This window comes from Neorhizobium sp. IRS_2294, assembly GCF_050500145.1.
Lineage (GTDB): Bacteria > Pseudomonadota > Alphaproteobacteria > Rhizobiales > Rhizobiaceae > Neorhizobium > Neorhizobium soli.
On sequence record NZ_CP191439.1, the window covers coordinates 1,022,609 to 1,044,751 of the forward strand.

A 22,143-nucleotide genomic window follows, 5' to 3' on the forward strand; every position below is an offset into this window, starting at 1 on the left:
GGCGCAAGGTGTAATTTGTAATACGGTGTATTACAGATGGAGATCGTCATGGCAGACGCCAAATCCGAAAAGCCCGCTCTCTCGGACCCGATCACGTTGCGCGTGCCGCAGGATATTCTCGACGACATCGAGAAGATCGCCGAGACATCGGATCGCAGCAGAAGCTGGGTCATCGTCCGGGCGCTGAAATATTATCTGATGGCGGAGGGGAATGACATCCTGCAGATCCGCAAGGGCGAGGAACAAATTGCGCGCGGCGAATTCGTCGATGCGGAGGAGTTCTTCGCGGAGGTGCTCGACGAGAAGAAGAGCGACGCCGCCTGATGCGGATCAGGCTCTCCAAGGATGCGGCGCTCTTTCTGAGAAGCGAGCAGCGGTATCTGGAGCGTTTCAATCCGCGCGCCGCCGAAGCGGTGCTGCGGCAGTTGCGGGGATCGATGCGGCTCTTGCTGGACTATCCGCAAGCCGGGAGCCCGATTGAGGCGCTGGAAGGCCGGCGCCGTTTCGTGTCCGGCGAGTATGTCATCGACTACAGGATGGAGAAGGGGATCGTCTCCGTTTCCCACATTCGACACGGCCGTCAGCTGCCGCCCGATCTTTTAGCGGACGCACCGGCAGACGACGGAAACTGAGAGACTCAACTTCTCACCCCCCTGACTCAACTCGTCAACGCTGTCTCTCAAGCGATTCAGGGGGTTGATAAAAAGCGGCCGGCTTCATGTGGCGCGTGAAGATGCGCGAGGCCTTGGCGGTTGCGGATGGAGATCCGCTTTCCGGCTGACACTCTCAACATAACCCAGAAAGTTTAACGATGGCTGACCTAGGGCATGATCCGGGAACGCTTGGCGTGTGGGCTGCGCGGACCGCAGGTGCGGTGGCTGGTGCGGGCGTTTCGCTGGTCTATCTCCTGCCGAAAAGCGGGCACGAGGCCGCGAGCCGGTTTTTGACCGGGGTGGCCTGCGGGCTGATCTTCGGCGGGCCGGCCGGGCTTTGGCTGATGGCACGGCTGGGGATCAGCGGTGAACTTCCCGAGCCGGAGACCTTGCTGGCGGGATCGGCTGCCGCCAGCCTTTCGGCCTGGTGGGTGCTGGGCGCGCTGTCGCGCTTAGCCGAGCGATACGGGCGCCGCAGGGAGTAAGGCGCTCCCGACGACGAACCCCTGCCGCCCGCGGGCGGATGGGTTCGACAGGTTCAATGACATTGCAGGAGATCCCGATGCACGCTGACCGCGGGCAATGCCCGCCCATGCGCCCGAATGTGCGCAAATTCGCCAATCTGGAACTGGCCGGCATTGCCGGCGACGGCACGTTTTCCGGTTATGCCAGCGTGTTCGGTGAGGTCGATCTCGGTCGCGACCGGATCGAACGGGGGGCATTTCTCTCCTCGCTTGTCGAACGCGGCGCGCCAGGGGTGCGCATGCTGTACCAGCACGACCCGAATGAGCCGATCGGCGCCTGGAAGACGATCCGCGAGGATGGTCGCGGGCTGTTCGTCGAGGGCGTGCTTTCGCCGGGCGTGGCGCGATCGCGGGAGGTGCTGGCGCTGATGAAATCAGGTGCGCTCGACGGGCTCTCGATCGGGTTTCGAACGGTGCGGGCCCGCACCGACGCCAAGACGGGGGTGCGGCGCATTCTCGAGGCGGATCTTTGGGAAATCTCCGTCGTGACCTTTCCGATGCTGCCATCGGCAAGGGTGTCCGACGTCAAGCATCAGCGCTTCTTTCGCGACCGCGAGACGGAGCTCGTTCGCCAGATGCGGCGGGCGGCGAAGATGATGTGGAGATCGTCGTTCAGGCAGAACAAGGCTTAATGGAGAAGGACAGGACATGATGACGGGACAGGGACATGTAACTGGAAATGCCGCCGTGGCGCCGGAAGTGAAAGCCGTACCTGAGACGGTGACGGCGGCGCTCGACGAATTCATGGAGGCGTTCGAGGCCTTCAAGGACGTCAATGACCGAAGGCTCGGCGAGATCGAGCAGAAGCTGACCGCCGATGTGGTGACCCGCGACAAGGTGGACCGCATCAACCGGGCGATGGACGACCAGAAACGGGTGCTGGACCAGCTGGCGCTGAAGAAGGCGCGACCGCCGCTCGGTGGTCGCGGTGGCTACGGCCAGGGTGCCGAGCTTTCGCCCGAAGCGATGGAGCACAAGGCGGGGTTCGACGCCTATATCCGTCGCGGCGAGGATTCGGGGCTGCGCGAGCTGGAGGCGAAGGCGTTTTCCGTCGGGGTCGGCGCCGATGGCGGCTATCTCGTGCCGCCGGAGACCGACACGGAAATCGGCCGCCGCGTGTCTGTCGTGTCGCCGATGCGAGCGCTCTCGACCGTGCGCACCGTCTCGACCTCGGTCCTGAAGAAGCCGTTCTCGACGACGGGTCTCACCACCGGCTGGGTGGCGGAAACGGCGGCGCGGCCGCAGACCAATACGCCGCTTCTGGCCGAACTCGCCTTCCCGACGATGGAACTCTACGCCATGCCGGCCGCGACCCAGGCGCTGCTCGACGATGCGGCTGTGGACATGGAGGCGTGGATCGCCGGCGAGGTGGATATCGTCTTTGCCGAGCAGGAGGGCGATGCCTTCGTGCGCGGTGACGGGACAAACAAGCCGAAGGGTTTTCTCGCCTATACGGCTGTCGCCGATGCGAGCTGGGCCTGGGGCAGTCTCGGCTATATCGCAACCGGTGTTGCCGGCGGCTGGAAGGCGACCAATCCCTCCGACACGCTGATCGAGGTGATCTACGCGCTCAAGGCCGGACACCGTCAGAACGGTACGTTCATGATGAACCGCAAGGTGCAGGCCGATATCCGCAAGTTCAAGGATGTCGACGGCAACTACCTGTGGCGGCCGCCGGCAAGTGCGGGCCAGGCCGCCTCGCTGATGGGCTTTCCGATCGCAGAAGCCGAGGAGATGCCCGACATCGCCGCAAGCTCGACCTCGCTGGCTTTCGGAGACTTCCGCTCGGGCTATCTTGTGGTCGATCGGGCAGGTGTGCGCATCCTGCGTGATCCGTATTCTGCCAAACCCTATGTGCTGTTCTACACCACCAAGCGGGTCGGCGGCGGGGTGCAGAATTTCGAGGCGATCAAGCTGGTGCGGTTCGCCGTGAGCTGATCGGCCAGGCGGACTGACGCTTGCCGGAACTGCCCGTCATCCGGCCATCCCCACCGTCTTCCCGCAGCGGCGGGGAGAGGGTGGGGCAGGGCCGGATATCATCTTCGACGAGGATCCCCATGACCTATGCCCAGACCAATCCGCCCTTGGCGGAACCGCTGACGCTTGCCGAGGCGAAGGCGCATCTGCGCCTTGACGGCGCCGATGAGGACGCGCTGATCGGATCGCTGATTTCCACCGCACGCGAGCATCTGGAGCGCGAGACGGGCCTCTGCCTGATGGCGCAGACCTGGCGTCTCTATCTCGACCGCCGGCCGGGCGACGGCGTGATCCGCATCCTCAAGTCTCCGGTGCAAGCGATTCAGACTGTTACGGTTTACGACGCTGCAGGCACTGCGGTTCATGTGTCGCTTGAAGACCATCTGCTCGACGGCAAGGGGCGACCAGCGCGACTGTGGCTGCGCTCGACGATCGATCCCGGCCAGGTGATGAACGGCATCGAGATCGACTTTTCGGCCGGCTATGGCGAGGCCGGGACCGATGTGCCGGATACGCTGAAGCGGGCGATGTTGATCCATATCGGCCATATGTTCGCCTTCCGCGGCGTGCTGTCGCCCGACCAGCAGCCGGCGGGAATTCCCGATGGCTATGAGCGCCTGATCGCGGCCTTTCGCATGCGGAGGCTGTGATGGTGGTGTTCCTCGATCCGGGCCAGATGACCGCCCGGCTAGAGCTGGAAGCGCCGGTTGCCGTGTCCGACGGTCAGGGCGGGGCGACCGTGACCTGGCAATCTGTGGCGGCCGTTTGGGCGAAGATCGAGCCGGTTTCGTTTGTGGTGACGGAGGCGGCAAGCGCCGAGGTGGGCACGGTCAGTCACCGGATCTGGATAAGGTTTCGAAGCGATGTCGCGGTCGGGCAGAGGCTGACCAAAGGCGCACGCATCTTCCTGCTGAAACTGGTGCGCGACCCTGACGAGACCGGTCGCTATCTGGTCTGCCAATGCGAGGAGCAGGCCCCATGACATCCGCTAACAATGCGCTGATGAAGGCGGTCCATGCGCGGCTGACCGGCGACGCGGCACTGACGGCGCTGGTCGGTCAAGGCGGTGTGCACGACCGGCTGATGCCGAAGCCGAAGCTGCCGGCGATCGCCTTCGGAGAGTGGGAGACGCGTGACTATTCGACCGGCACGGAACCGGGCGAGGCGCATAGCCTGACCATCACGGTGTGGTCGCAGGCCGAGGGGCGTCGGCAGGCGCAGGAGATCGCAAGCCGGGTGGACACGCTGCTACACGATGCGGCATTGACGCTGGAAGGGTTTGTGCTGGTGAGCCTGTTGCGGACGGGATCGCGCACCAGACGGGAGCCGAACACGCGATATCTTCAGGTCGAGCTGCGTTATCGCGCGGTGACCGAGTGAGAGGCCGCCATGCGGTTACTCTGCCGGACGAGATGCATGAGGAAGAGGATGCCGGTGAGGGCCGAGCCGGCCAGAAGGACGGTGACGACGAGAACCGTCAGCGCGCCCGAACGGTCGAGAAGTGCTGTGAACACGACGGGGGCGAGCGCATTGGCAAGGTTCTGCGGCATGGACAGCCGTGCGGCCTGGCGGCCGTAGTCGCGCGGCGAAAACAGGGCAAGCGGCAGCAGCGCCTTTGCGACCTGCAGGACGGCCGAGCCGATGCCGTAAAGCCCGATGAAGATCCACAGCGTTGCGGTCGACGACGGCAGGACGATGAGGCTGAGAAAGCCGAGGATCATGAAGCTATTGCCGGTCACTGCCGTAATGAACGGATTGCCGCGCTTGCCGAGCAGCATATCGAAGGCACGCGCCGAAATGCCGATGACGCCACGCGCTGCGGCAAGCTGCAGGGCAAATTCAGGCGTCGCACCGGATTGCCGCAACAGTTCCAGCAGCGACGGCGACACGCCGTAGGATGCGAAGGAGGCAATGGTGGTGGCGGTGGCGACCAGAAGGAAGGCGAGCTTGCCTTGCCGGGCGGTAAAGGCGACCGGCGGCGCATCGACGCCGGCATCTGCCGTGTCCCAGGCGATCGGCTTCGGCAGGGCAAACAGATAGAGCGGCACGCAGACGAACAGATGCAGGAAAGCGCAGACCATCATGGTGGTGCGCCAGCCGATGAGATCGTTGCCGAGACTGAGAAGCGGCCAGAAGATGGTGGCGGAGAGGCCAGTGAACAGCATCAGGATCGTGATGCTGCGACGTCCCTTCGTGCCTTCACGCTCGACCACGGCCGCATAGGCCGGTGCCGACAGGCAAAAGGCGCCGCCGGCACCGAGCAGGATCCAGGCGACCGCATAAAGCGGCAGGCCGTTCGCAAGCGACAGCACGAGCAACCCGACGCAGAAGAATACGGAACCGGCAGCCAGAACCTTTGCTGCCCCATGGCGCCCGAGCAGCCGTCCCACGAGCGGACCACAAAACGCGCTGGCGAGCATCATCACCGACAGTCCGGCAAACACCATTTCGTTGGCAAGGCCGAGATCGGGCGCGATCGAGCGACCGAGAACGCCGAGGCTTTCGAACGTGGTGCCCCAGCCGATGAGTTGCGTGATGGCGAGAACGCCAATGGTCCGGGCGGACCGGAGGGGGGACTTGGTCAATGCGATATCGCGATGGGAAGCGGGCAAGGAAATCTATCCCGCGGCTGTAGCAGGTCGGCGGCGACGCCGAAAGCATCAATACTTGAAAGCGGTTGGAAAAGGATCGGGACATGGCGGCACAGAAGGGCAAGGACCTTCTCCTGAAGGTGGACAATAGCGGGACGTTTCTGACCGTGGCGGGACTGCGCTCCAGGCGGATCGCCTTCAACGCCGAAACGGTCGACATTACCGATGCCGAAAGCACTGGGCGTTGGCGCGAACTGCTGGGCGGAGCGGGGGTGCAGCGGGCATCGCTGAGCGGTTCGGGCATCTTCAAGGACGGCACAAGCGACGCGCTGGTGCGCAGCATATTCTTTGGCGGCACGATCCTCTCCTGGCAGATCATCATCCCCAGTTTCGCGACGCTCACGGGGGCGTTCCAGGTGACGGCGCTCGAATATTCCGGCGAGCACAATGGCGAGGTGCGGTTCGAGATTGCACTCGAATCCGCCGGCGTCGTGAGTTTCACAGCATTGTAGGAGCATGAAAGGGGGATTTCATGGGCATGCATGGACGGGCCAACCGCCGGCGCGGCGAGGTGGAGGCCGAAATGGACGGTGAGCGGCGGATCCTGTGTCTGACGCTGGGCGCGCTGGCGGAACTGGAAACGGCATTTGCGGCGAGCGATCTGACGGAGCTCGCCGGGCGGTTTTCCTCCGGGCGGATGAAGGCAGCCGACATGATCCGCATCATCGGGGCGGGCCTGCGCGGCGGCGGCAACCTGATTACCGACGACGAGGCGGCGGCGATGAGCGTCGATGGCGGGATCCTCTCCTGCGCGCGGATCGTCGGCGAGTTGCTGAGTGCTGCCTTCGGCACGGATGAGGGACCGTCACCGGCAAACCCCTGATGGCCGCAGCGGGCGGGAAGGCGCAGGAGTTTGAGCCTTTTCCATGGGACGCGGCGATGCATGCCGGTCTCTGCCTGCTGCGGCTTTCCGCACCGCAATTCTGGGCGCTGACGCCAAGAGAGCTGTTTGCTGCAACCGGTGGTCTGATCAAACGCACAACGTCGATCGAGCGAGCCGGGCTGGAGACGCTGATGCGGGCTTTTCCGGATGGCTAGTTCGCCCCGCGCCTCATGACATGTGACCAACCGAGGCGACCGGGTGCAGTCCTTGATCGTTGACTGGATCAATACTTTGATCGACGTAGTTCACGACCGTCCCGGCAGGTAGCCTGATCTTCAGGGTTCTTTCGGTCAGATCCTCGCCGGAGAAGATCGCTACCTTGAAGGTGATGTAGTTTCCGCGCTTTCTCGCCAGGGCGCGCGGAGCCGACTTGAGATCGAAGGCGCATCGGAACTCGACCGCGCCGGGCGTTGTCTGACGATCTATCCAGCCAGGGATGGCAACGAAATACTGCAGTTTGCCCGCTTCGACGCTGGGTGTGAGCTCCCTGATGGAGCCATCCCCGTTCTTGCGAACGAATTTCACGCTGCCCATCGGCATGTTGCGAAACCCGACCGTCGCCTGCACCTCGACGATGTTGAAGTTTCGTCTGTTCCAGTTGATGACTCTGATCCAGTCATACTGTTGGTCGTCACGCATGACGACGCGCTCGATCGTCGGAGGCGCATCGCCCAGCATGAAGGCAGTCTGCCGGCGCTGTTGCGAAAGCTGGCCATGTGCCAGAAAGGTTCCGATGATGGCAGCCACCAGAGCTGCCCAACCGCTGGTCGCGCTTGCCCAGTCCTGAGCGGTGCATCTGGTCTGCTCGCACAGGGCGAAAGTGAGTACCGGGAGGTGGATGCTGCCGTAAACCATGACCCAGGCTGCAGCCGGTAAGACAGCTAGAAACAGAATGATCCATCCGAGATTTTTGCGGAACCATGTTCGATCAATCAGCATTCGGCCTCCTCCATCTTAAGGTGCAAATAGTATTAATTGCAATCTAGCATTGTTCCTGCCCGCCGCAAGGTGGCTGGTCGGCGAAATTTGAACGGGAGCTGAGGCTGTGGATCCAGATGACGAGACGTTTGGTGCGGCCGTGACGGGGGCTGAAGCCTTGTCCGGCGTGATGGCGGATCTTGAGGCGCGTTCGGACCGGTTCGGCCGGGCTTTGACCAGTGCACTGAGCACGGCGACGACCGGGGGCAAGGGGTTGGACGACGTGCTGAAGGGGCTCGGCAACCGGCTGGCGGATATTTCGCTATCGGCAGGGCTGAAGCCGCTCGAAAGCCTGCTCGGCAATGCAGTGAGCGGGCTGATCGGTTCGGTGACGCCGTTTGCCGATGGCGGTGTCGTGCGGGCGCCGACTTTCTTTTCGATGGGCGGCGGCACCGGGCTGATGGGCGAGGCGGGTGCCGAGGCGATCCTGCCGCTTCGGCGCGGCGCGGACGGGGCGCTCGGTGTGGCGTCAGCTGGCGGCGGCGGGGGAGCGCAGGTGGTGTTCAACGTGACGGCGACCGATGCGGCAAGCTTCCGCAAAAGCGAGGGCCAGATTTCGGCCATGCTGGCACGCAGCGTTTCGCGCGGAAACAGAGGATTGTGAGGAGCAGCGATGAGCGGATTTCATGAAGTGCGCTTTCCCCTGCGGGTGGCGCTTGGCGCCTCCGGCGGGCCTATGCGGCGGACCGATATCGTCAATCTGTCCAATGGACGGGAGGCCCGCAACCAGCGCTGGCGCGATTCGCGGCGAAGCTATGAGGCTGGATCCGGGGTGAAATCGGTTGCCGATCTCTATGCGGTTCTGGAGTTCTTCGAGGCACGCGGCGGCCAGCTCTACGGTTTTCGGTTTCGCGATCCGGTCGACTGGAAATCCTGCGGTCCGGGCCAGGCGATCTCGGCGAGCGACCAGCAGATCGGGGTCGGCGATGGGGCGACCTCCGCGTTCTCGCTGACGAAAACCTATGCGGATGCGGCCGGCGGCTGGGAGCGACGGATCACCAAGCCGGTGGCGGGAACGGTGGTCGTGTCGGTCGGCGGCGTGGCGAAGGCAGCGACGTCCTTCATCGTCGATACGACGGCCGGCATCGTGACCTTTGCGGCAGGGCAGGTGCCTACGGCCGGCCAGATCGTGCGGGCCGGGTTCGAATTCGACGTGGCCGTGCGCTTCGATACGGACCGGATCGAGATCAATCTGGCGCATTTCGACGCCGGGCGGATCCCGGCCATTCCATTGACGGAGGTGCTGGCATGAGGGCGATCCCGGCGGGTCTGGCGGGCCATCTTGCGGGCGAGGCGACCACGATCTGCTACGGCTGGCGGGTGACGCGACGCGACGCGGTGGTTCTGGGGTTTACCGAGCATGACCGCGACCTGGTCTTCGACGGCACGACATTTCTGGCGGCAAGCGGGTTTGCGGCAAGCGAGGCGGAACAGGCGCTCGGCATGGCGGCCAGCGCGGAAGAGGTGGAAGGCGGCCTCTCCAGCGCTGCGATCGACGAGGCGGATCTGGCAAGCGGGCGCTATGACGGCGCGCGGGTCGAGCTGTTCGTGGTGAACTGGGCGGATCCGGCTCAGCATATGCTGCTGAACATTCGCGAGATCGGCGAAGTTTCCAGATCGGGCGGCGCCTTCAAGGCAGAGCTGCGCAGCCTTGCGCATCGGCTGGGCCAGCCGCAGGGCCGTGTCTATGGCAGGCGCTGCGAGGCGAGCCTTGGTGATAACAGCTGCCGGGTCGACCTCTCGGCCTGGCGCGGGAATGGCGTGGTGGATGCGGTGATCGATAAAAGCCGCATCGTCGTGTCGGGTCTGTCCGGTTTTGCGGAAGGATTTTTCGGCCGTGGCGTCGCACAATTTGCGGGCGGGGCGCAGGTGGATATCGAGGTTCACGAGCGACGCGCCGACGGCAAGGCGGGGCTGACATTCTGGTTGCCGCTGGAGCAGGCGGTCGTTCCCGGGCAGGCGGTGACGCTGACGGCCGGTTGCGACAAGACGGTTTCGACGTGCCGGGGGCGGTTTGCGAACATTCTCAATTTCCGCGGCTTTCCGCATGTTCCGGGCTCGGATTTCGCCTATTCCTATGTGGATGGCGAGCGGCTGCATGACGGCGGAGCGCTGTTCGAATGAGCGCCGCCGGAGAGCGGATCGTTGCGATGGCGCAGAGCTGGATCGGCACGCCCTATCGGCATCAGGGCGCAACGCGCGGCATCGGCTGCGATTGCATCGGCCTGATCCGCGGCATCTGGCGGGAGCTTTATGGCGAAGAGCCGGAACCGGTGGCGCCCTATGCGCCCGATTGGGCGGAACGGGGCGGCGAGGACCGGATGGCGGAGGCTGGCATCCGGCTGTTTGGCCCGGCACATCACCTCGGGCAGATGCAACCCGGCGATCTGCTGCTGTTTCGCTGGCGACCGGACACGATGGTGAAGCATGCGGGCATCTTCGTCGGGCCGTCTCATTTCATTCATGCCTACGAGCAGGTGGCGGTGACACGCTCGGTTCTGGTGCCCTGCTGGCGGCGCAAAATCGCCGCCGTGCACCGGTTTCCGACGGCAAGGGATAGTTGAAAGTTGGCGAGGATCCGCGTATGGTCATGGAGTGATGGATGGGGCTGTCACCCCACCCATCGGTTTGCTTATTTTGTGAAATTGATCCGGACGGTCATTGACCAGCCCGTCCGGGTCACCCTCACGATAAGCGTCATGCCAATTGGCCAAAGCCTCATGACATCACCTCCATGGTTGGAAACAAGGCTCCCCGCCTGAGCTGGCGGAGCCCATCTCCGCCAATGCGCCGGCTGGCGCGGCGCGTGCTGCATTCTGCTTCCAAACGCCGATACGTTATCACAATTTTAGCGGGTATCTAGGTGATGGATGAGCGGGGATCTGCCACTCATCCGGCTGGCGTCGGCGAATGTGCATCTGCCCCTCATCCGCCTGCCGGCACCTTCTCCCCGCTTGCGGGGAGAAGGACGAAAGCTGCTTGCTCCAGCCTAATCGAGGCACGTTCCCTCTCCCCGCGAGCGGGGAGAGGGTTAGGGTAAGGGGCAGCCACCTCCATCCCGCAATCCGATAGATCCACAGCATGAGCGCGCATCCAGGTCACGACTGGATCGGCGTGAGGGGGTTCCATGGCGACGATCCTGTTTCAGGCGGCGGGTGCGGCACTTGGTGGGGTGTTCGGTCCTGTCGGGGCGATCCTTGGGCGGGCGGCGGGGGCGTTGGCGGGGAGCGTTGTCGATCGGGCACTGCTTGGCGGCTCCTCGACCGTCTCGGGCGCGAGGCTTGCGACGGCGCGCATTCCGGGGGCGGACGAAGGGGCGGCGGTCAGCCGGGTTTATGGAACCGCAAGGATCGGGGGCACGCTGATCTGGGCGACTCGGTTCGAGGAGGAGGCGACGCGGGAGCGAAACGGCGCCAAGGCGACGGGCGGGTCTCAGACGGAAACGTTTCAGTATTTCGCCAACTTCGCCGTCGGGCTCTGCGAGGGTCCGATCGCCTGCGTGCGGCGGGTGTGGGCCGATGGTCAGGAAATGGACCTGACGGCGATCGAGATGCGGGTGCATGTGGGCAACGAGACGCAGTTGCCGGATCCGCTGATCGAGGCAAAGCAGGGCGAAGGTCATGCGCCGGCCTATCGTGGGCTTGCGTATGTCGTGTTCGACCGGTTGCCGCTCGAAGCGTTTGGCAACCGCATTCCGCTGCTGCAGTTCGAGGTGGTGCGGCCGGTCGGGACGCTGGAGCGGCAGATCCGGGCTGTGACGATCATTCCCGGCGCGACCGAGCATGGCTATCACACGGTTCAGGTGACCGAGAAGACGGCGGAAGGCAGCGCCCGCATTCTCAACCGCAACACGATGGTGGCAACGACCGACTGGCAGGCATCGCTCGACGAACTGCAGGCGCTCTGCCCCAATCTCGAGAGCGCGGCGCTGGTCGTTGCCTGGTTCGGGACGGATCTGCGCGCGGGGCAATGCCGCATTCTGCCGGGCGTCGAGGTCGAGACGCGGCGCGACGAAAGCACGCCATGGTCGGTTGCAGGCGTGGTCAGGAGCGCGGCGCATCGCGTCAGCTCGTCGGGAGGCGGCCCGGCCTATGGCGGCACGCCTGGGGATGCGAGCGTGCTGGCGGCGATTGCCGATCTCAAGGCGCGCGGGCTGAAGGTGTTTCTCTATCCGTTCGTGATGATGGACATCGCGCCGGGCAATGGTCTGGCCGATCCCTATGGTCAGGCGGAACAGGCAAGCTACCCGTGGCGCGGGCGGATTACCTGTCATCCGGCAGCGGGATTGGCTGGAAGTGCCGACAGGACGGCGGTTGCGCGCACGCAGGTCGAGGCCTTTGCCGGCGGGGCGGACGGCTATCGGCGGATGGTGCTGCATTATGCGGGTCTCGCCAATACGGCCGGTGGCGTCGAGGGGCTGGTGATCGGATCGGAACTGCGGGGGCTGACGCAGATCCGCGATGAGACCGGCAAGTTTCCGTTCGCCGAGGCGCTGGTGACCCTGGCATCGGATGTGCGGGCGCTTGTCGGACCGGCGACGGCGCTGACCTATGGCGCCGACTGGAGCGAGTATTTCGGCTACCACCCGCAGGATGGCACAGGCGACGTGCTGTTCCATCTCGATCCGCTCTGGGCGTCGCCTCATATCGATGCGGTCGGGATCGACAATTACATGCCGCTCTCCGACTGGCGCGACGAGGATCTGGCAGCGGCAAATCCGGATGGGTTCCGGTCCTGCGACGACCGGGCGGCGATGGCGGCGCAGATTGCGGCGGGCGAAGGGTTCGACTGGTATTACGCAAGCGAGGCCGACCGGGCGAACCGACTGCGCTCACCGATCAGCGACGGGCTGGCGGGTAAGCCCTGGGTGTTTCGCGCCAAGGATCTCCAGGGGTGGTGGGACAACCGTCACTATAACCGGGTGGGCGGCGTGGAGAGTGCGGCGTCGACAGCCTGGTTGCCGGGGATGAAGCCGATCTGGTTTACCGAACTGGGTTGCCCGGCTGTCGACAAGGGCGCCAACCAGCCGAATGTGTTTGTCGATCCGAAATCGGTGGAAAGCAGCCTGCCGTATTTCTCGTCCGGCGGGCGATCCGACAGCCAGCAGCGACGGTTTCTCGAAGCGCATCATGGCTGGTGGCAGGGCGAGGCGGCACCCGCCGGCATGGTCGATCCGGATCATGTGTTCGTCTGGACATGGGATGCGCGGCCGTCTCCGGCCTTTCCCGACGACCTGACGATCTGGAGCGACGGCGAGAACTGGCGCACGGGGCATTGGCTGAACGGCAGGCTGGGCGGAACGACGCTTGCCGACGCGATCGCGGCAATCCTGACCGATCACGGTTTTGACGATTTCGACGTGTCCGGCGTGACCGGCGATCTGACCGGCTATGTGCAGGCTGATGTTACCTCGGCGCGCTCGCTGCTGGAGCCTCTGTTGAGTGTGTTCCAGATCGACGTCAGCGACGATGCCGGGCTGTTGCGATTCCGCTCGAGGCAGGGTGCGAGCCTTGCCGCGCGCGAGATCGGGATCGTGGCGGAGGTCGAAGGCGAACCCCTCTGGTCGGAAAGCCGGGGCCACGACAGCGACTTCCCGGCGCAAGCGGTGTTGGGCTTCTACAATCCGGTTCTGGACTACGAGCAGGCGAGCGCACGGTCGCGCCGCGCTACGGCCGAAAGCGAGCGTGTGGCAAGCTACGACCTGCCGGCGACGCTTGGCGAGGAGGCGGCGCTCGGGGCGGTGGAATCGGTGCTGCGAGCGCAGCGCGTGGCACGGCGCTCGATCTCCTTCACGCTGCCGCCGCAGGATCTGGCGCTCGAGCCCGGCGATGCGGTGCACCTGGCAGATGGTCCCGACGGTATCTTCGTCGTCCAGCGGGTCGAGGACGGGACGGTGCGGCGGATCGAGGCACAGAACCATGCGCCGCTTGCGCCTGGTCGCTATGACGCAGTGACGACGCGGCGTGAGAGCGGTCGTTCGGCGAGCGACGCCTTTGCGCCGGTCCTCCATTTTCTCGACCTGCCGCGGCTGACCTCGTCCGATGATGAAGGGTTTGCGGCGGTGGCAGCCTATTGCAGGCCCTGGCGGCGGATCGCGGTTTCGTCTTCGGCAACGACCGATGGATATCGCCGGCGGGTGACGGTCGATCGCCCAGCAAGGCTCGGCTTGCTGGTTTCGGCGCTCGATCCCGGTGTAACGGGACGGTTCGACCGCTCAAAAGTGCTCGATCTCGACCTTTATTTCGGCGGACTGTCCTCGGCGCAGACACTGGCGGTGTTGAGCGGCGACAACCGGCTAGCCATCCGCGCGTCAAACGGCATCTGGGAGATCGTCGGGTTTGCCGAGGCGCAGGAGATCGCGGCGGGGCGATGGCGGCTGTCCGGATTGCTGCGGGGACTGGCGGGAACCGAGGATGCGACGGCGGCCGGGAGCGCTGTCGGTGCGGCCTGCGTGGTGCTGGACGATGCCGTGAAGCCGCTCGGGCTGACCGGTGACGAGCAGGGACGGAGGTTGAATTTCCTGGCCGAAAGCCTGGGCGCCGTCGGAGGCCGATCCGGACCGCATGTGTTTGCCGGTGGAGAAAGGGCGCAGACGCCGCTTTCGCCGGTGCATATCCGCGGCGTCCGGTTGGCCGATGGCGCTGCCCAGTTCCGCTGGATCCGGCGCGGGCGCGTCGATGCCGACGGCTGGGACGGCCGCGATATCCCGCGTGACGAGCCGGAGGAAGGCTACCGCGTCGAGATCCTCGGGTCCGGTGGCGCGGTTTTGCGGCAAGCGGAGGTCGAGGCTGCGGCGTTCCTTTATCCGGCGAGCGACGAGCTTGCCGATTTTGGCTCACCGCAGCCGAGCCTCACCCTGCGCATCTGCCAGATCGGGCAAGCCGTGCCGCTGGGCATTGCGGTGCTTGCGACGATCGAGTTCTGACCGCCGAGTTTGAGTGCCGATTTTTGCATGCCGATTTCTGACAATATCGTGATGGGAGACAGCTATGGACGGGACAAAAGCCTGGTATCAATCGAAGACGATCTGGGGTGCGCTGATAGCCGTTGCAGCCCCGCTTGCGCATGCGGCGGGAGTGGAGCTTAACGCTGAAACGCAAGGAGAGCTTGCCGACATCGCGGTCACCTTTGCCGGTGCTGTCGGGGGGGTGCTGGCGCTCTATGGGCGGATCGTCGCAAGCGCGCCGATCCGTCCGACCGGCAAGGGATGACGGCGGCACGAGGGTCAGCATTACAGACCATTCATTTGCCATTCAGTTGGTATTGGATACATACTCCATCGAATGCTTTGGACATGATTTCGGGGACGTGATTCAACGACGTGATCCTGGGGCGTGACACCTGTCGTCTTATGAGTGGAAACCGAAAGCCATGGCGCGACTGCCGATCATTGCGATCATCGCCGCGACAATAGCGGGATTGGCGGCCTTCGTTCCGGCCAATGCGCCGGCGCGCGACTACCTCATCCTCGTTGCGGGCGACTGCGGCACGGCGGCAAACAAGGTGCTGCGCGACACGGGCGGGCAGCTTTTGTCCGCTCAGCCGTCCTCGGACGGGCAGACCTGCGTCGTCACCGTGCTGGTGCAGGGCAATGGTGAACGTCCGCGCAAGGTGACGGTCCGGGTTCCCATGTAGGCCGGTTGCCTGTAAACCGGCTTGTAAGCTTCATACCGCGGCGGGGCCCGCAGTGATTTTCAGGACAGTTTCATGCGTATTCTCGTGGTCGAAGACGACGTCAACCTCAACCGCCAGCTTTCCGACGCGTTGAAGGAATCCGGCTATGTGGTCGATCAGGCCTTCGACGGCGAAGAAGGACACTATCTCGGCGAGACCGAGCCCTACGACGCCGTGATCCTCGACATCGGACTGCCGCAGATGGACGGCATCACCGTTGTCGAGAAGTGGCGTGAGGCGGGCAAGGGCATGCCGGTGCTGATGCTGACGGCGCGTGACCGGTGGAGCGACAAGGTGTCGGGTATCGATGCCGGCGCCGACGATTATGTGGCAAAACCCTTCCATGTGGAAGAAGTGCTTGCGCGCGTGCGTGCGCTTATCCGGCGTGCTGCGGGGCATTCGTCGTCCGAGATCATCTGCGGTCCGGTCCGTCTCGATACCAAGGCATCGAAGGCGAGCGTCGATGGTATCCAGCTGAAGCTGACCTCGCACGAGTTCCGGCTTCTCTCCTACCTGATGCATCACATGGGCCAGGTCGTGTCGCGCACCGAGCTTGTGGAGCACATGTACGACCAGGATTTCGACCGCGATTCCAACACGATCGAAGTGTTTGTCGGGCGCCTGCGCAAGAAGATCGGCGTCGACCTGATCGAAACCGTGCGGGGCCTCGGCTACCGCATGCAAGCGCCCAACGATGCGCATTAAGCGGATAGGGCCCCGCTCGCTCACCGCTCGCGTTCTGCTTCTGGCAACCACCTGGTCGGCGGTGGCGCTGGTGGTGATCTCGATCGTCATTTCGCAGCTCTACCGCCAGTCCGCCGAACGCTCGTTTACCGACCTTTTGCGGGCGCAGCTCTATAACGTCATCAATTCCGTGACGATCGGCGAGGACAACAAGCTGATCGGCAACCCCCAACTGGGCGACCTGCGTTTCTCGCAGCCGGAGACCGGATGGTACTGGATCATCGAACCGCTCGGCACGTTTGCCGCGACGGCGATCTCGTCCTCGTCGCTCGGGACCTCCAACATCACAGTGCCGTCGATCCTGCAGGCGCCGTTCAACAATCGCTACGAACGCTTCTATCCGACCCGCGACGCTTTCGGGAACCACGTCCTGGTCGCGGAAACCGAAGTGGTTCTGGACGGCGAGGGACGCGCGGCGCGGTTTCGCGTCTCGGGCAATCTCGATGCCGTGGAAGACGATATCCGCAGCTTTTCGCGCAGCCTCTATATCGCGCTCGGCGTGTTCGGGATCGGCAGCCTGATCGTCAACGGCCTCGCCATCCTCTACGGATTGCAGCCGCTTGATGCGGCGCGCCGTTCGCTGGAGCGGGTGAGGCGCAGTGAGGCGGAGCATCTGGAGGGAGAATTTCCGCGTGAAATCATGCCTTTGGCAAACGACATCAATGCTTTGATCGAAAGCAACCGCCGCATCGTCGAGCGGGCCCGCATGCAGGTCGGCAATCTCGCGCATTCGCTGAAGACGCCGATCGCGGTTCTGCTCAACGAATTGCGCATGCTCGACAAGGTCCAGTCCGATCTCGTCCGCTCGCAGGCCGAGACGATGCAGGCGCAGGTGCAATCCTATCTGAATCGCGCCCGGATCGCGGCACAGCGCAACTCGCTTCTGGCGCGCACGGATATCGAGCCGGTGCTGGAGCGGCTGGTGCGCGTGATGCGCCGCCTCAACCCCGACAAGGAATTCCACCTTTCCGTCTATCCGCCGGGCGCAGCGCTTGCGCTGGAGCAGCAGGATGTCGAGGAGACGATCGGAAACCTGTTGGAAAACTCCGCACGGTTCTGTCGCACCGGCGTCTGGGTGACGGCAGCGCTTGCAACAGCGCCACCGGAAAAGGCAGAAGGAGAGGCGACCAAGCGTCCCTGGATCGAGATGGCCGTCGAAGACGACGGGCCGGGTCTCAATCCCGACCAGATCACCGAAGCGGTCAAGCGCGGCAGGCGGCTGGACGAGAGCAAGCCGGGGGCCGGGCTGGGACTGTCGATTGTAAGCGAGATCGTCAGCGAATATCAGGGCGAGCTGGAGATGACGCGCGGGGTGCGCGGTGGCCTTCGGACCCAGTTGCTGCTGCCGGGCATGATCAAGGAAGTCGCCGGCTGAGCACAAGGCCGGTTGAGGGAAGAAAACTGTGGCCGATGGGCAACGACGCCGCACTTGCTTCCGACGGTTCTGGACGGACGGATCGCCTGCTATATCTTGTCTACAGCCAATGCAACATCATGCCGTGACGACACGGCGACAACAAGAACTGCGCACAAATAGGAGAGGCGACAATCGCAGCATTTCAGTTCCGACCCAATAGCGTCATAATGGCGCCAAGCCGGAAACCGAATGATGCCGGTTCCGATCCTGAAAACGAAACGAGCGCGGTTCCCGACACGATGCGGTTGTCACATCTCCTCACTGCAGCAACATTCATGACGATTGCCGGCCTGCTGGCAGGGTGCAACACCAGTTCCACCGCGGCGGGTGCCCCGAAAGGCTTGCTGTCGCAACGGCCGTCAAGTTCGGCTGCCTATATCACGGCGCTGCAGGGCGGGATCGTCGGGCGCACCGGCGCCGAGCTCTCTAGCAGCGATCGGACGCGGGCGCTTGAGGCGGAATACCGCGCGCTTGAAGGCAGTGCCGTCGGCCAGACGATCAAGTGGAAGGGTGACGATGCGAGCGGCGAAGTGATCGCCAACGCGCCGTTCCAGGTGGGCTCGCAGAACTGCCGCCAGTATCGCCACACCGTCACGGCCGCCGGCAAGGAACTGATGTCGCGGGGGGCAGCCTGCCGCAACGCCAGCGGCACATGGACGCCGTTGACCTGACAATCCCGATCAGACGCGGAAAATAAAAAACCGTTGCCGATGCTGTCGGGAGCGGTCTCCATCTTTGCTGCTAGGGGAACGCTTGCCGGCTGCGGCAATACCCGTCAAATTCGCGTCAACGCGCGCTAGACCACTGGCCGGCCATTGGAAAGCGTCACCGATTGCGGTAATGGGCGATGATGTATTTGTGGATCGTTCTCGCGCTGCTGACGGCTGCCGTCGCAGCCGCCCTTCTCCTGCCGTTTGCGCGCAGCGCTTCGGCGGCTGTCTCCGGCGTATCGAATGCTCGTCGGAGCAATTCCACGAGGGCCGGCGAGGTCGAAGTCTATCGCGACCAGCTGCGGGAAATCGACCGCGATCGCGAGGGCGGGTTGATCAGCACTGAGGAGGCGGAGAACGCCCGTGCCGAGGTTGGACGCCGGCTGATTGCCGCTGCGGCCGAAAACGATCAGGACAAGAACGGCGGGGCCGGTGCGGGCAAGCACCGGATCGCCACGGCACTTGTCACCGTCGTGCCGCCGGCATTGGGGCTCTGTCTTTACTTGAGCCTCGGAAATCCCGGCATCCCGGACCAGCCGCTACAGGCCCGTCTTGAAAACCCCGGCAACAATATCGCGCTGCTCGTCACCAAGGTGGAGCGGCATCTGGCGGAGGATCCGACCGATGGTTCGGGATGGGATATTCTGGCGCCGATCTATCTGCGGCTGAACCGTGCGGGCGATGCCGAACTGGCCTATCGCAATGCGATCCGTTTCATCGGTCCGAGCAATGCCCGCTATTCGGGCCTCGGCGAAACGCTTGTTGTCGCCAATGACGGGATCGTCACGGAAGCGGCGCGCCAGGCGTTCGAGCAGGCGGTGAAACTCGATCCGGCCGATCCGCGCTCGCGCTTTTATGCAGCACTTGGTTTGGAGCAGGGCGGGAGGAAGGACGAGGCACGCGCGGCCTTCGAGGAGCTTTCAAGCGCAACGCCTGCCGATGCGCCGTGGAAGGGTCTGCTCGACGAACATATCGTCAAGAACGGGGGGACGCCTTTGGCGGCAAAGCCTGCGGCCCCTTTGCTCGGAGGGCCGACACAGGAAGATGTTGCGGCAGCGCAGGACTTGTCGCAGGGTGATCGCAAGGCGATGATTGCCGGCATGGTCGACAGTCTCGCCGCAAAGCTCAAGGACGAGCCCGACAATATCGAGGGCTGGCTGCGGCTGGTGCGCTCCTATGCGGTGCTGGGCGACGAGGCAAAGGCCCGCGATGCACTTTCGACCGGACTGGCGCAGTTTCCGCCTGACGGCAATGATGGCAAGCGTCTGCTGGCGCTTGGCAAGGATATCGGGCTCGATGCGGATGCATCGCCGGCGCCGGGAGGAGCAAGACCATGACACGCAAGCAGAAACGCATGGCGGTGATTCTGGGCGGCATGAGCTTCGTCACGATCGCAGTGCTGCTGGTCATGTTCGCCTTCTCGCAGTCGGTCGCGTATTTCTTCATGCCGGGCGATCTGGCCAAGACCGATATCCAGCCGGGAACGCGCATTAGGCTCGGCGGGCTGGTGGAAGAGGGATCGGTCAGGCGCGGCCAGGGATCGACGGTGAGCTTTACCGTGACTGATGGTAATGGCAAGGTCGATGTCAGCTATACCGGCATTCTGCCCGACCTGTTTCGCGAGGGGCAGGGTGTGGTGACCGAAGGCGTGTTCGACGGCGGCACCCGGTTTACCGCCGACAGCGTGCTGGCCAAGCATGACGAGAACTACATGCCAAAGGAAGTGGCCGATCGGCTGAAGAAGGACGGTGTCTGGGAAGACGGCACCGGCAAGGGCATGGCGCCGAAAAAGGATGCGGCGCAGCCGGAAAACAAGACCGACGGCAAGCCGCAGGTGATGCTGCAGATGCCGGGGACGTCCGCCGAGGGAGTGACCAGACAATGATCGTCGAGATCGGCCATTACGCGCTGGTTCTGGCGCTTGCCACCGCGCTGATCGTGTCCACCCTGCCGATGATCGGCGCCAGGCGTCGCGACCCCGCGATGATGGCGCTGGCAACGACGGGGTCGCTGACGTTGTTCGGTCTGGTGGTCATCTCGTTTGCGGCACTCACCTGGGCGTATATGGTGTCGGATTTTTCGGTCAAAAACGTCTGGGAAAACTCCCATTCGATGATGCCGATGCTGTACAAATTCTCCGGCGTCTGGGGCAATCACGAAGGCTCGATGCTGCTGTGGCTGCTGATCCTCGCTTTGTTTTCGGCGCTGGTGGCGGTGTTCGGCGGCAATCTGCCGGATACGCTGAAGGCCAATGTTCTGGCCGTGCAGGCCTGGATCTCCTCGGCTTTCCTGCTGTTCATCCTGCTCTCGTCCAACCCGTTCTTGCGGCTCGACCCGGCGCCGGCGGAAGGGCAGGACCTGAACCCGGTTCTGCAGGATCTCGGCCTCGCCATCCATCCGCCGCTGCTCTACCTCGGCTATGTCGGCTTTTCCATCTGCTTCTCGTTTGCCGTCGCGGCGCTGATCGAAGAACGTATCGATGCCGCCTGGGCGCGCTGGGTGCGGCCGTGGACGCTTGCGGCCTGGACATTCCTCACCGCCGGCATCGCGATGGGCTCCTACTGGGCCTATTACGAACTCGGCTGGGGCGGCTGGTGGTTCTGGGATCCGGTCGAGAACGCTTCCTTCATGCCGTGGCTTGCGGGCACCGCGATGCTCCATTCGGCACTGGTGATGGAAAAGCGTGAGGCGCTGAAGATCTGGACGGTGCTTCTGGCGATCATGACCTTCTCGCTGTCGCTGCTTGGAACCTTCCTGGTGCGGTCGGGCGTGCTGACCTCGGTGCATTCGTTTGCATCCGACCCGACCCGCGGCATCTTTATTCTCTGCATCCTTGCGGTCTTTATCGGTGGTGCGTTTTCGCTGTTTGCCTGGCGGGCGCCGAGCCTGAAGGCGGGCGGACTGTTTGCGCCGATCTCGCGAGAGGGCGCGCTGGTGCTGAACAATCTGATCCTGACGGTGGCGACGGCGACGGTTCTGACCGGCACGCTCTATCCGCTGGTGCTGGAAACGCTGACCGGCGAAAAGATTTCCGTCGGCGCACCGTTCTTCAACATGACCTTCGGGTTGCTGATGCTGCCGCTTCTGATCGCGGTACCGTTCGGCCCTGTTCTCGCGTGGAAGCGCGGCGATCTGCTGGGGGCGCTGCAGCGTCTCTACGTGTTTGCCGGACTGTCGCTCGCGGCCGGTCTCGCCTTCGCGTATTTTCAGGGTGGTGGACCGGTCCTGTCGATTTTCGGGCTGGCGCTCGGTTTCTGGGGCATGTTCGGGGCGATCGCTGATCTCTGGTATCGCGGCAATTTCGGCAAGGTCGGCTTCGCGACAGGCATTCGGCGCGTCCGGGGCCTGCCGCGTTCGGCGTTCGGAACGGCACTCGCGCATTTCGGTCTCGGCGTAACCGTGCTCGGAATCTTTGCGGCAACGACGTTCGGCACCGAGACGGTTGTCGAGATGAAGCAGGGGCAGACGGTGGAGGCCGGTGGCTATTCGCTCACCTTCGACGGGTTCCGCGATGCTGTCGGCCCGAACTTCACCGAAAGCCGCGGGCATTTCACGGCCCGCAAGGGCGGCGCTGCTGTCGCCGAAGTCTGGTCCTCGAAACGGCTCTACACGGCGCGGCGCATGCCGACGACTGAGGCCGGTATTCTCACCTTCGGTCTCAGCCAGCTCTATGTGTCGCTCGGCGACCCAATGGATAGCGGCGGGATTGTCGTGCGGATCTGGTGGAAGCCGTTCATCCTGTGCATCTGGGGCGGATGTCTGATCATGATGATGGGCGGGTTCGTGTCGCTGTCCGATCGCAGGCTGAGGGTCGGCGCGCCGGCCAAGCGGCCGAAGGTGGTGACGCCGAAGGGTGGGCTGGAGCCGGCGGAATGAAACATTCGCGGCTTCCCTCATTCCTGTGCTTGTCACCGCAATCCAGCGCGCCCGGG

At 64.1% G+C, this 22,143-nt stretch carries 26 protein-coding genes; 24 read left to right on the forward strand and 2 right to left on the reverse strand.

Annotated features, from left to right (window positions below; all coding sequences use genetic code 11):
- The first annotated feature begins 48 nt into the window (after positions 1 to 48).
- From ACQY1K_RS04865 to ACQY1K_RS04900, 8 genes are all read left to right on the forward strand, one after another.
- Positions 49 to 324, forward strand: a complete 276-nt coding sequence (locus ACQY1K_RS04865) for a CopG family ribbon-helix-helix protein (RefSeq protein WP_174195863.1) — start codon at positions 49 to 51, stop codon at positions 322 to 324.
- Entirely contained in the window at positions 324 to 632 is a 309-nt protein-coding gene (locus ACQY1K_RS04870) for a type II toxin-antitoxin system RelE/ParE family toxin (RefSeq protein ID WP_113111204.1), read from the forward strand. Before ACQY1K_RS04865 ends, ACQY1K_RS04870 begins: the two co-directional genes overlap by 1 nt.
- Before the next feature lie 179 nt (positions 633 to 811).
- Entirely contained in the window at positions 812 to 1,138 is a 327-nt protein-coding gene (locus tag ACQY1K_RS04875) for a DUF6107 family protein (RefSeq protein WP_062453454.1), read from the forward strand.
- Positions 1,139 to 1,215: 77 nt separating this feature from the next.
- On the forward strand, positions 1,216 to 1,809 hold the full coding sequence (locus ACQY1K_RS04880) for an HK97 family phage prohead protease (protein ID WP_062453453.1): 594 nt from the start codon (positions 1,216 to 1,218) through the stop codon (positions 1,807 to 1,809).
- 19 nt (positions 1,810 to 1,828) lie between these two features.
- The gene (locus ACQY1K_RS04885; RefSeq protein WP_430258917.1) at positions 1,829 to 3,115 is read left to right on the forward strand and encodes a phage major capsid protein; all 1,287 of its coding nucleotides are present in this window, start codon (positions 1,829 to 1,831) and stop codon (positions 3,113 to 3,115) included.
- Positions 3,116 to 3,234: 119 nt separating this feature from the next.
- Positions 3,235 to 3,804, forward strand: coding sequence for a head-tail connector protein (locus tag ACQY1K_RS04890; protein WP_430258440.1), 570 nt, complete (start codon positions 3,235 to 3,237; stop codon positions 3,802 to 3,804).
- Positions 3,804 to 4,136, forward strand: coding sequence for a phage head closure protein (locus ACQY1K_RS04895; protein ID WP_430258441.1), 333 nt, complete (start codon positions 3,804 to 3,806; stop codon positions 4,134 to 4,136). Before ACQY1K_RS04890 ends, ACQY1K_RS04895 begins: the two co-directional genes overlap by 1 nt.
- Entirely contained in the window at positions 4,133 to 4,534 is a 402-nt protein-coding gene (locus tag ACQY1K_RS04900) for a DUF3168 domain-containing protein (protein ID WP_430258442.1), read from the forward strand. The genes ACQY1K_RS04895 and ACQY1K_RS04900 overlap by 4 nt, the downstream gene beginning before the upstream one ends.
- Here the strand turns inward: ACQY1K_RS04900 and ACQY1K_RS04905 are convergent.
- Positions 4,513 to 5,766 carry an MFS transporter gene (locus tag ACQY1K_RS04905; protein ID WP_430258443.1) on the reverse strand — a complete coding sequence of 418 codons (1,254 nt, stop codon included), beginning with the start codon at positions 5,764 to 5,766 and terminating at the stop codon, positions 4,513 to 4,515. The genes ACQY1K_RS04900 and ACQY1K_RS04905 overlap by 22 nt on opposite strands.
- Before the next feature lie 83 nt (positions 5,767 to 5,849).
- On the opposite strand from ACQY1K_RS04905, the gene ACQY1K_RS04910 reads away from it, so the two are divergent.
- From ACQY1K_RS04910 to ACQY1K_RS04920, 3 genes are read left to right on the forward strand one after another with little or no spacing between them, the layout of a single operon-like run.
- Positions 5,850 to 6,257 carry a phage major tail protein, TP901-1 family gene (locus ACQY1K_RS04910; RefSeq protein WP_430258444.1) on the forward strand — a complete coding sequence of 136 codons (408 nt, stop codon included), beginning with the start codon at positions 5,850 to 5,852 and terminating at the stop codon, positions 6,255 to 6,257.
- A gap of 20 nt (positions 6,258 to 6,277) precedes the next feature.
- Positions 6,278 to 6,628 (forward strand): gene transfer agent family protein, encoded by a 351-nt coding sequence (locus ACQY1K_RS04915; RefSeq protein ID WP_062579697.1) that lies wholly within the window; start codon positions 6,278 to 6,280, stop codon positions 6,626 to 6,628.
- Entirely contained in the window at positions 6,628 to 6,843 is a 216-nt protein-coding gene (locus ACQY1K_RS04920) for a rcc01693 family protein (RefSeq protein ID WP_430258445.1), read from the forward strand. Before ACQY1K_RS04915 ends, ACQY1K_RS04920 begins: the two co-directional genes overlap by 1 nt.
- A 13-nt stretch (positions 6,844 to 6,856) precedes the next feature.
- Here the strand turns inward: ACQY1K_RS04920 and ACQY1K_RS04925 are convergent, their stop codons facing one another.
- Entirely contained in the window at positions 6,857 to 7,627 is a 771-nt protein-coding gene (locus ACQY1K_RS04925; protein ID WP_174195870.1) for a hypothetical protein, read from the reverse strand.
- 169 nt (positions 7,628 to 7,796) lie between these two features.
- Between ACQY1K_RS04925 and ACQY1K_RS04930 the strand changes: the two genes are divergently transcribed.
- The 13 genes from ACQY1K_RS04930 to ACQY1K_RS04990 all read left to right on the forward strand — a co-directional run bounded on the left by ACQY1K_RS04930 (position 7,797) and on the right by ACQY1K_RS04990 (position 22,087).
- Positions 7,797 to 8,270 (forward strand): phage tail tape measure protein, encoded by a 474-nt coding sequence (locus tag ACQY1K_RS04930; RefSeq protein ID WP_174196049.1) that lies wholly within the window; start codon positions 7,797 to 7,799, stop codon positions 8,268 to 8,270.
- Between the two features lie 9 nt (positions 8,271 to 8,279).
- Positions 8,280 to 8,918, forward strand: coding sequence for a phage distal tail protein, Rcc01695 family (locus ACQY1K_RS04935; RefSeq protein WP_430256326.1), 639 nt, complete (start codon positions 8,280 to 8,282; stop codon positions 8,916 to 8,918).
- On the forward strand, positions 8,915 to 9,790 hold the full coding sequence (locus ACQY1K_RS04940; RefSeq protein WP_430258446.1) for a DUF2163 domain-containing protein: 876 nt from the start codon (positions 8,915 to 8,917) through the stop codon (positions 9,788 to 9,790). Before ACQY1K_RS04935 ends, ACQY1K_RS04940 begins: the two co-directional genes overlap by 4 nt.
- Positions 9,787 to 10,230 (forward strand): NlpC/P60 family protein, encoded by a 444-nt coding sequence (locus ACQY1K_RS04945; RefSeq protein ID WP_430258447.1) that lies wholly within the window; start codon positions 9,787 to 9,789, stop codon positions 10,228 to 10,230. The genes ACQY1K_RS04940 and ACQY1K_RS04945 overlap by 4 nt, the downstream gene beginning before the upstream one ends.
- Before the next feature lie 563 nt (positions 10,231 to 10,793).
- On the forward strand, positions 10,794 to 14,591 hold the full coding sequence (locus ACQY1K_RS04950; RefSeq protein ID WP_430258448.1) for a baseplate multidomain protein megatron: 3,798 nt from the start codon (positions 10,794 to 10,796) through the stop codon (positions 14,589 to 14,591).
- A gap of 64 nt (positions 14,592 to 14,655) precedes the next feature.
- The gene (locus ACQY1K_RS04955; protein ID WP_430258449.1) at positions 14,656 to 14,877 is read left to right on the forward strand and encodes a hypothetical protein; all 222 of its coding nucleotides are present in this window, start codon (positions 14,656 to 14,658) and stop codon (positions 14,875 to 14,877) included.
- 160 nt (positions 14,878 to 15,037) lie between these two features.
- Positions 15,038 to 15,301 carry a hypothetical protein gene (locus ACQY1K_RS04960; protein WP_113111160.1) on the forward strand — a complete coding sequence of 88 codons (264 nt, stop codon included), beginning with the start codon at positions 15,038 to 15,040 and terminating at the stop codon, positions 15,299 to 15,301.
- Between the two features lie 72 nt (positions 15,302 to 15,373).
- Entirely contained in the window at positions 15,374 to 16,045 is a 672-nt protein-coding gene (locus ACQY1K_RS04965; protein ID WP_062453438.1) for a response regulator transcription factor, read from the forward strand.
- The gene (locus ACQY1K_RS04970; protein ID WP_430258450.1) at positions 16,035 to 17,459 is read left to right on the forward strand and encodes an ATP-binding protein; all 1,425 of its coding nucleotides are present in this window, start codon (positions 16,035 to 16,037) and stop codon (positions 17,457 to 17,459) included. Before ACQY1K_RS04965 ends, ACQY1K_RS04970 begins: the two co-directional genes overlap by 11 nt.
- A 317-nt stretch (positions 17,460 to 17,776) precedes the next feature.
- On the forward strand, positions 17,777 to 18,172 hold the full coding sequence (locus ACQY1K_RS04975; RefSeq protein ID WP_425503213.1) for a hypothetical protein: 396 nt from the start codon (positions 17,777 to 17,779) through the stop codon (positions 18,170 to 18,172).
- Between the two features lie 179 nt (positions 18,173 to 18,351).
- Positions 18,352 to 19,548, forward strand: a complete 1,197-nt coding sequence (gene ccmI / locus ACQY1K_RS04980) for a c-type cytochrome biogenesis protein CcmI (RefSeq protein WP_430258919.1) — start codon at positions 18,352 to 18,354, stop codon at positions 19,546 to 19,548.
- Positions 19,545 to 20,096: a cytochrome c maturation protein CcmE gene (ccmE, locus tag ACQY1K_RS04985; RefSeq protein WP_430258451.1), complete on the forward strand. Its 552-nt coding sequence runs from the start codon at positions 19,545 to 19,547 to the stop codon at positions 20,094 to 20,096. Before ccmI ends, ccmE begins: the two co-directional genes overlap by 4 nt.
- Positions 20,093 to 22,087, forward strand: a complete 1,995-nt coding sequence (locus ACQY1K_RS04990; RefSeq protein WP_430258452.1) for a heme lyase CcmF/NrfE family subunit — start codon at positions 20,093 to 20,095, stop codon at positions 22,085 to 22,087. The genes ccmE and ACQY1K_RS04990 overlap by 4 nt, the downstream gene beginning before the upstream one ends.
- The last annotated feature ends 56 nt before the right edge of the window (positions 22,088 to 22,143 follow it).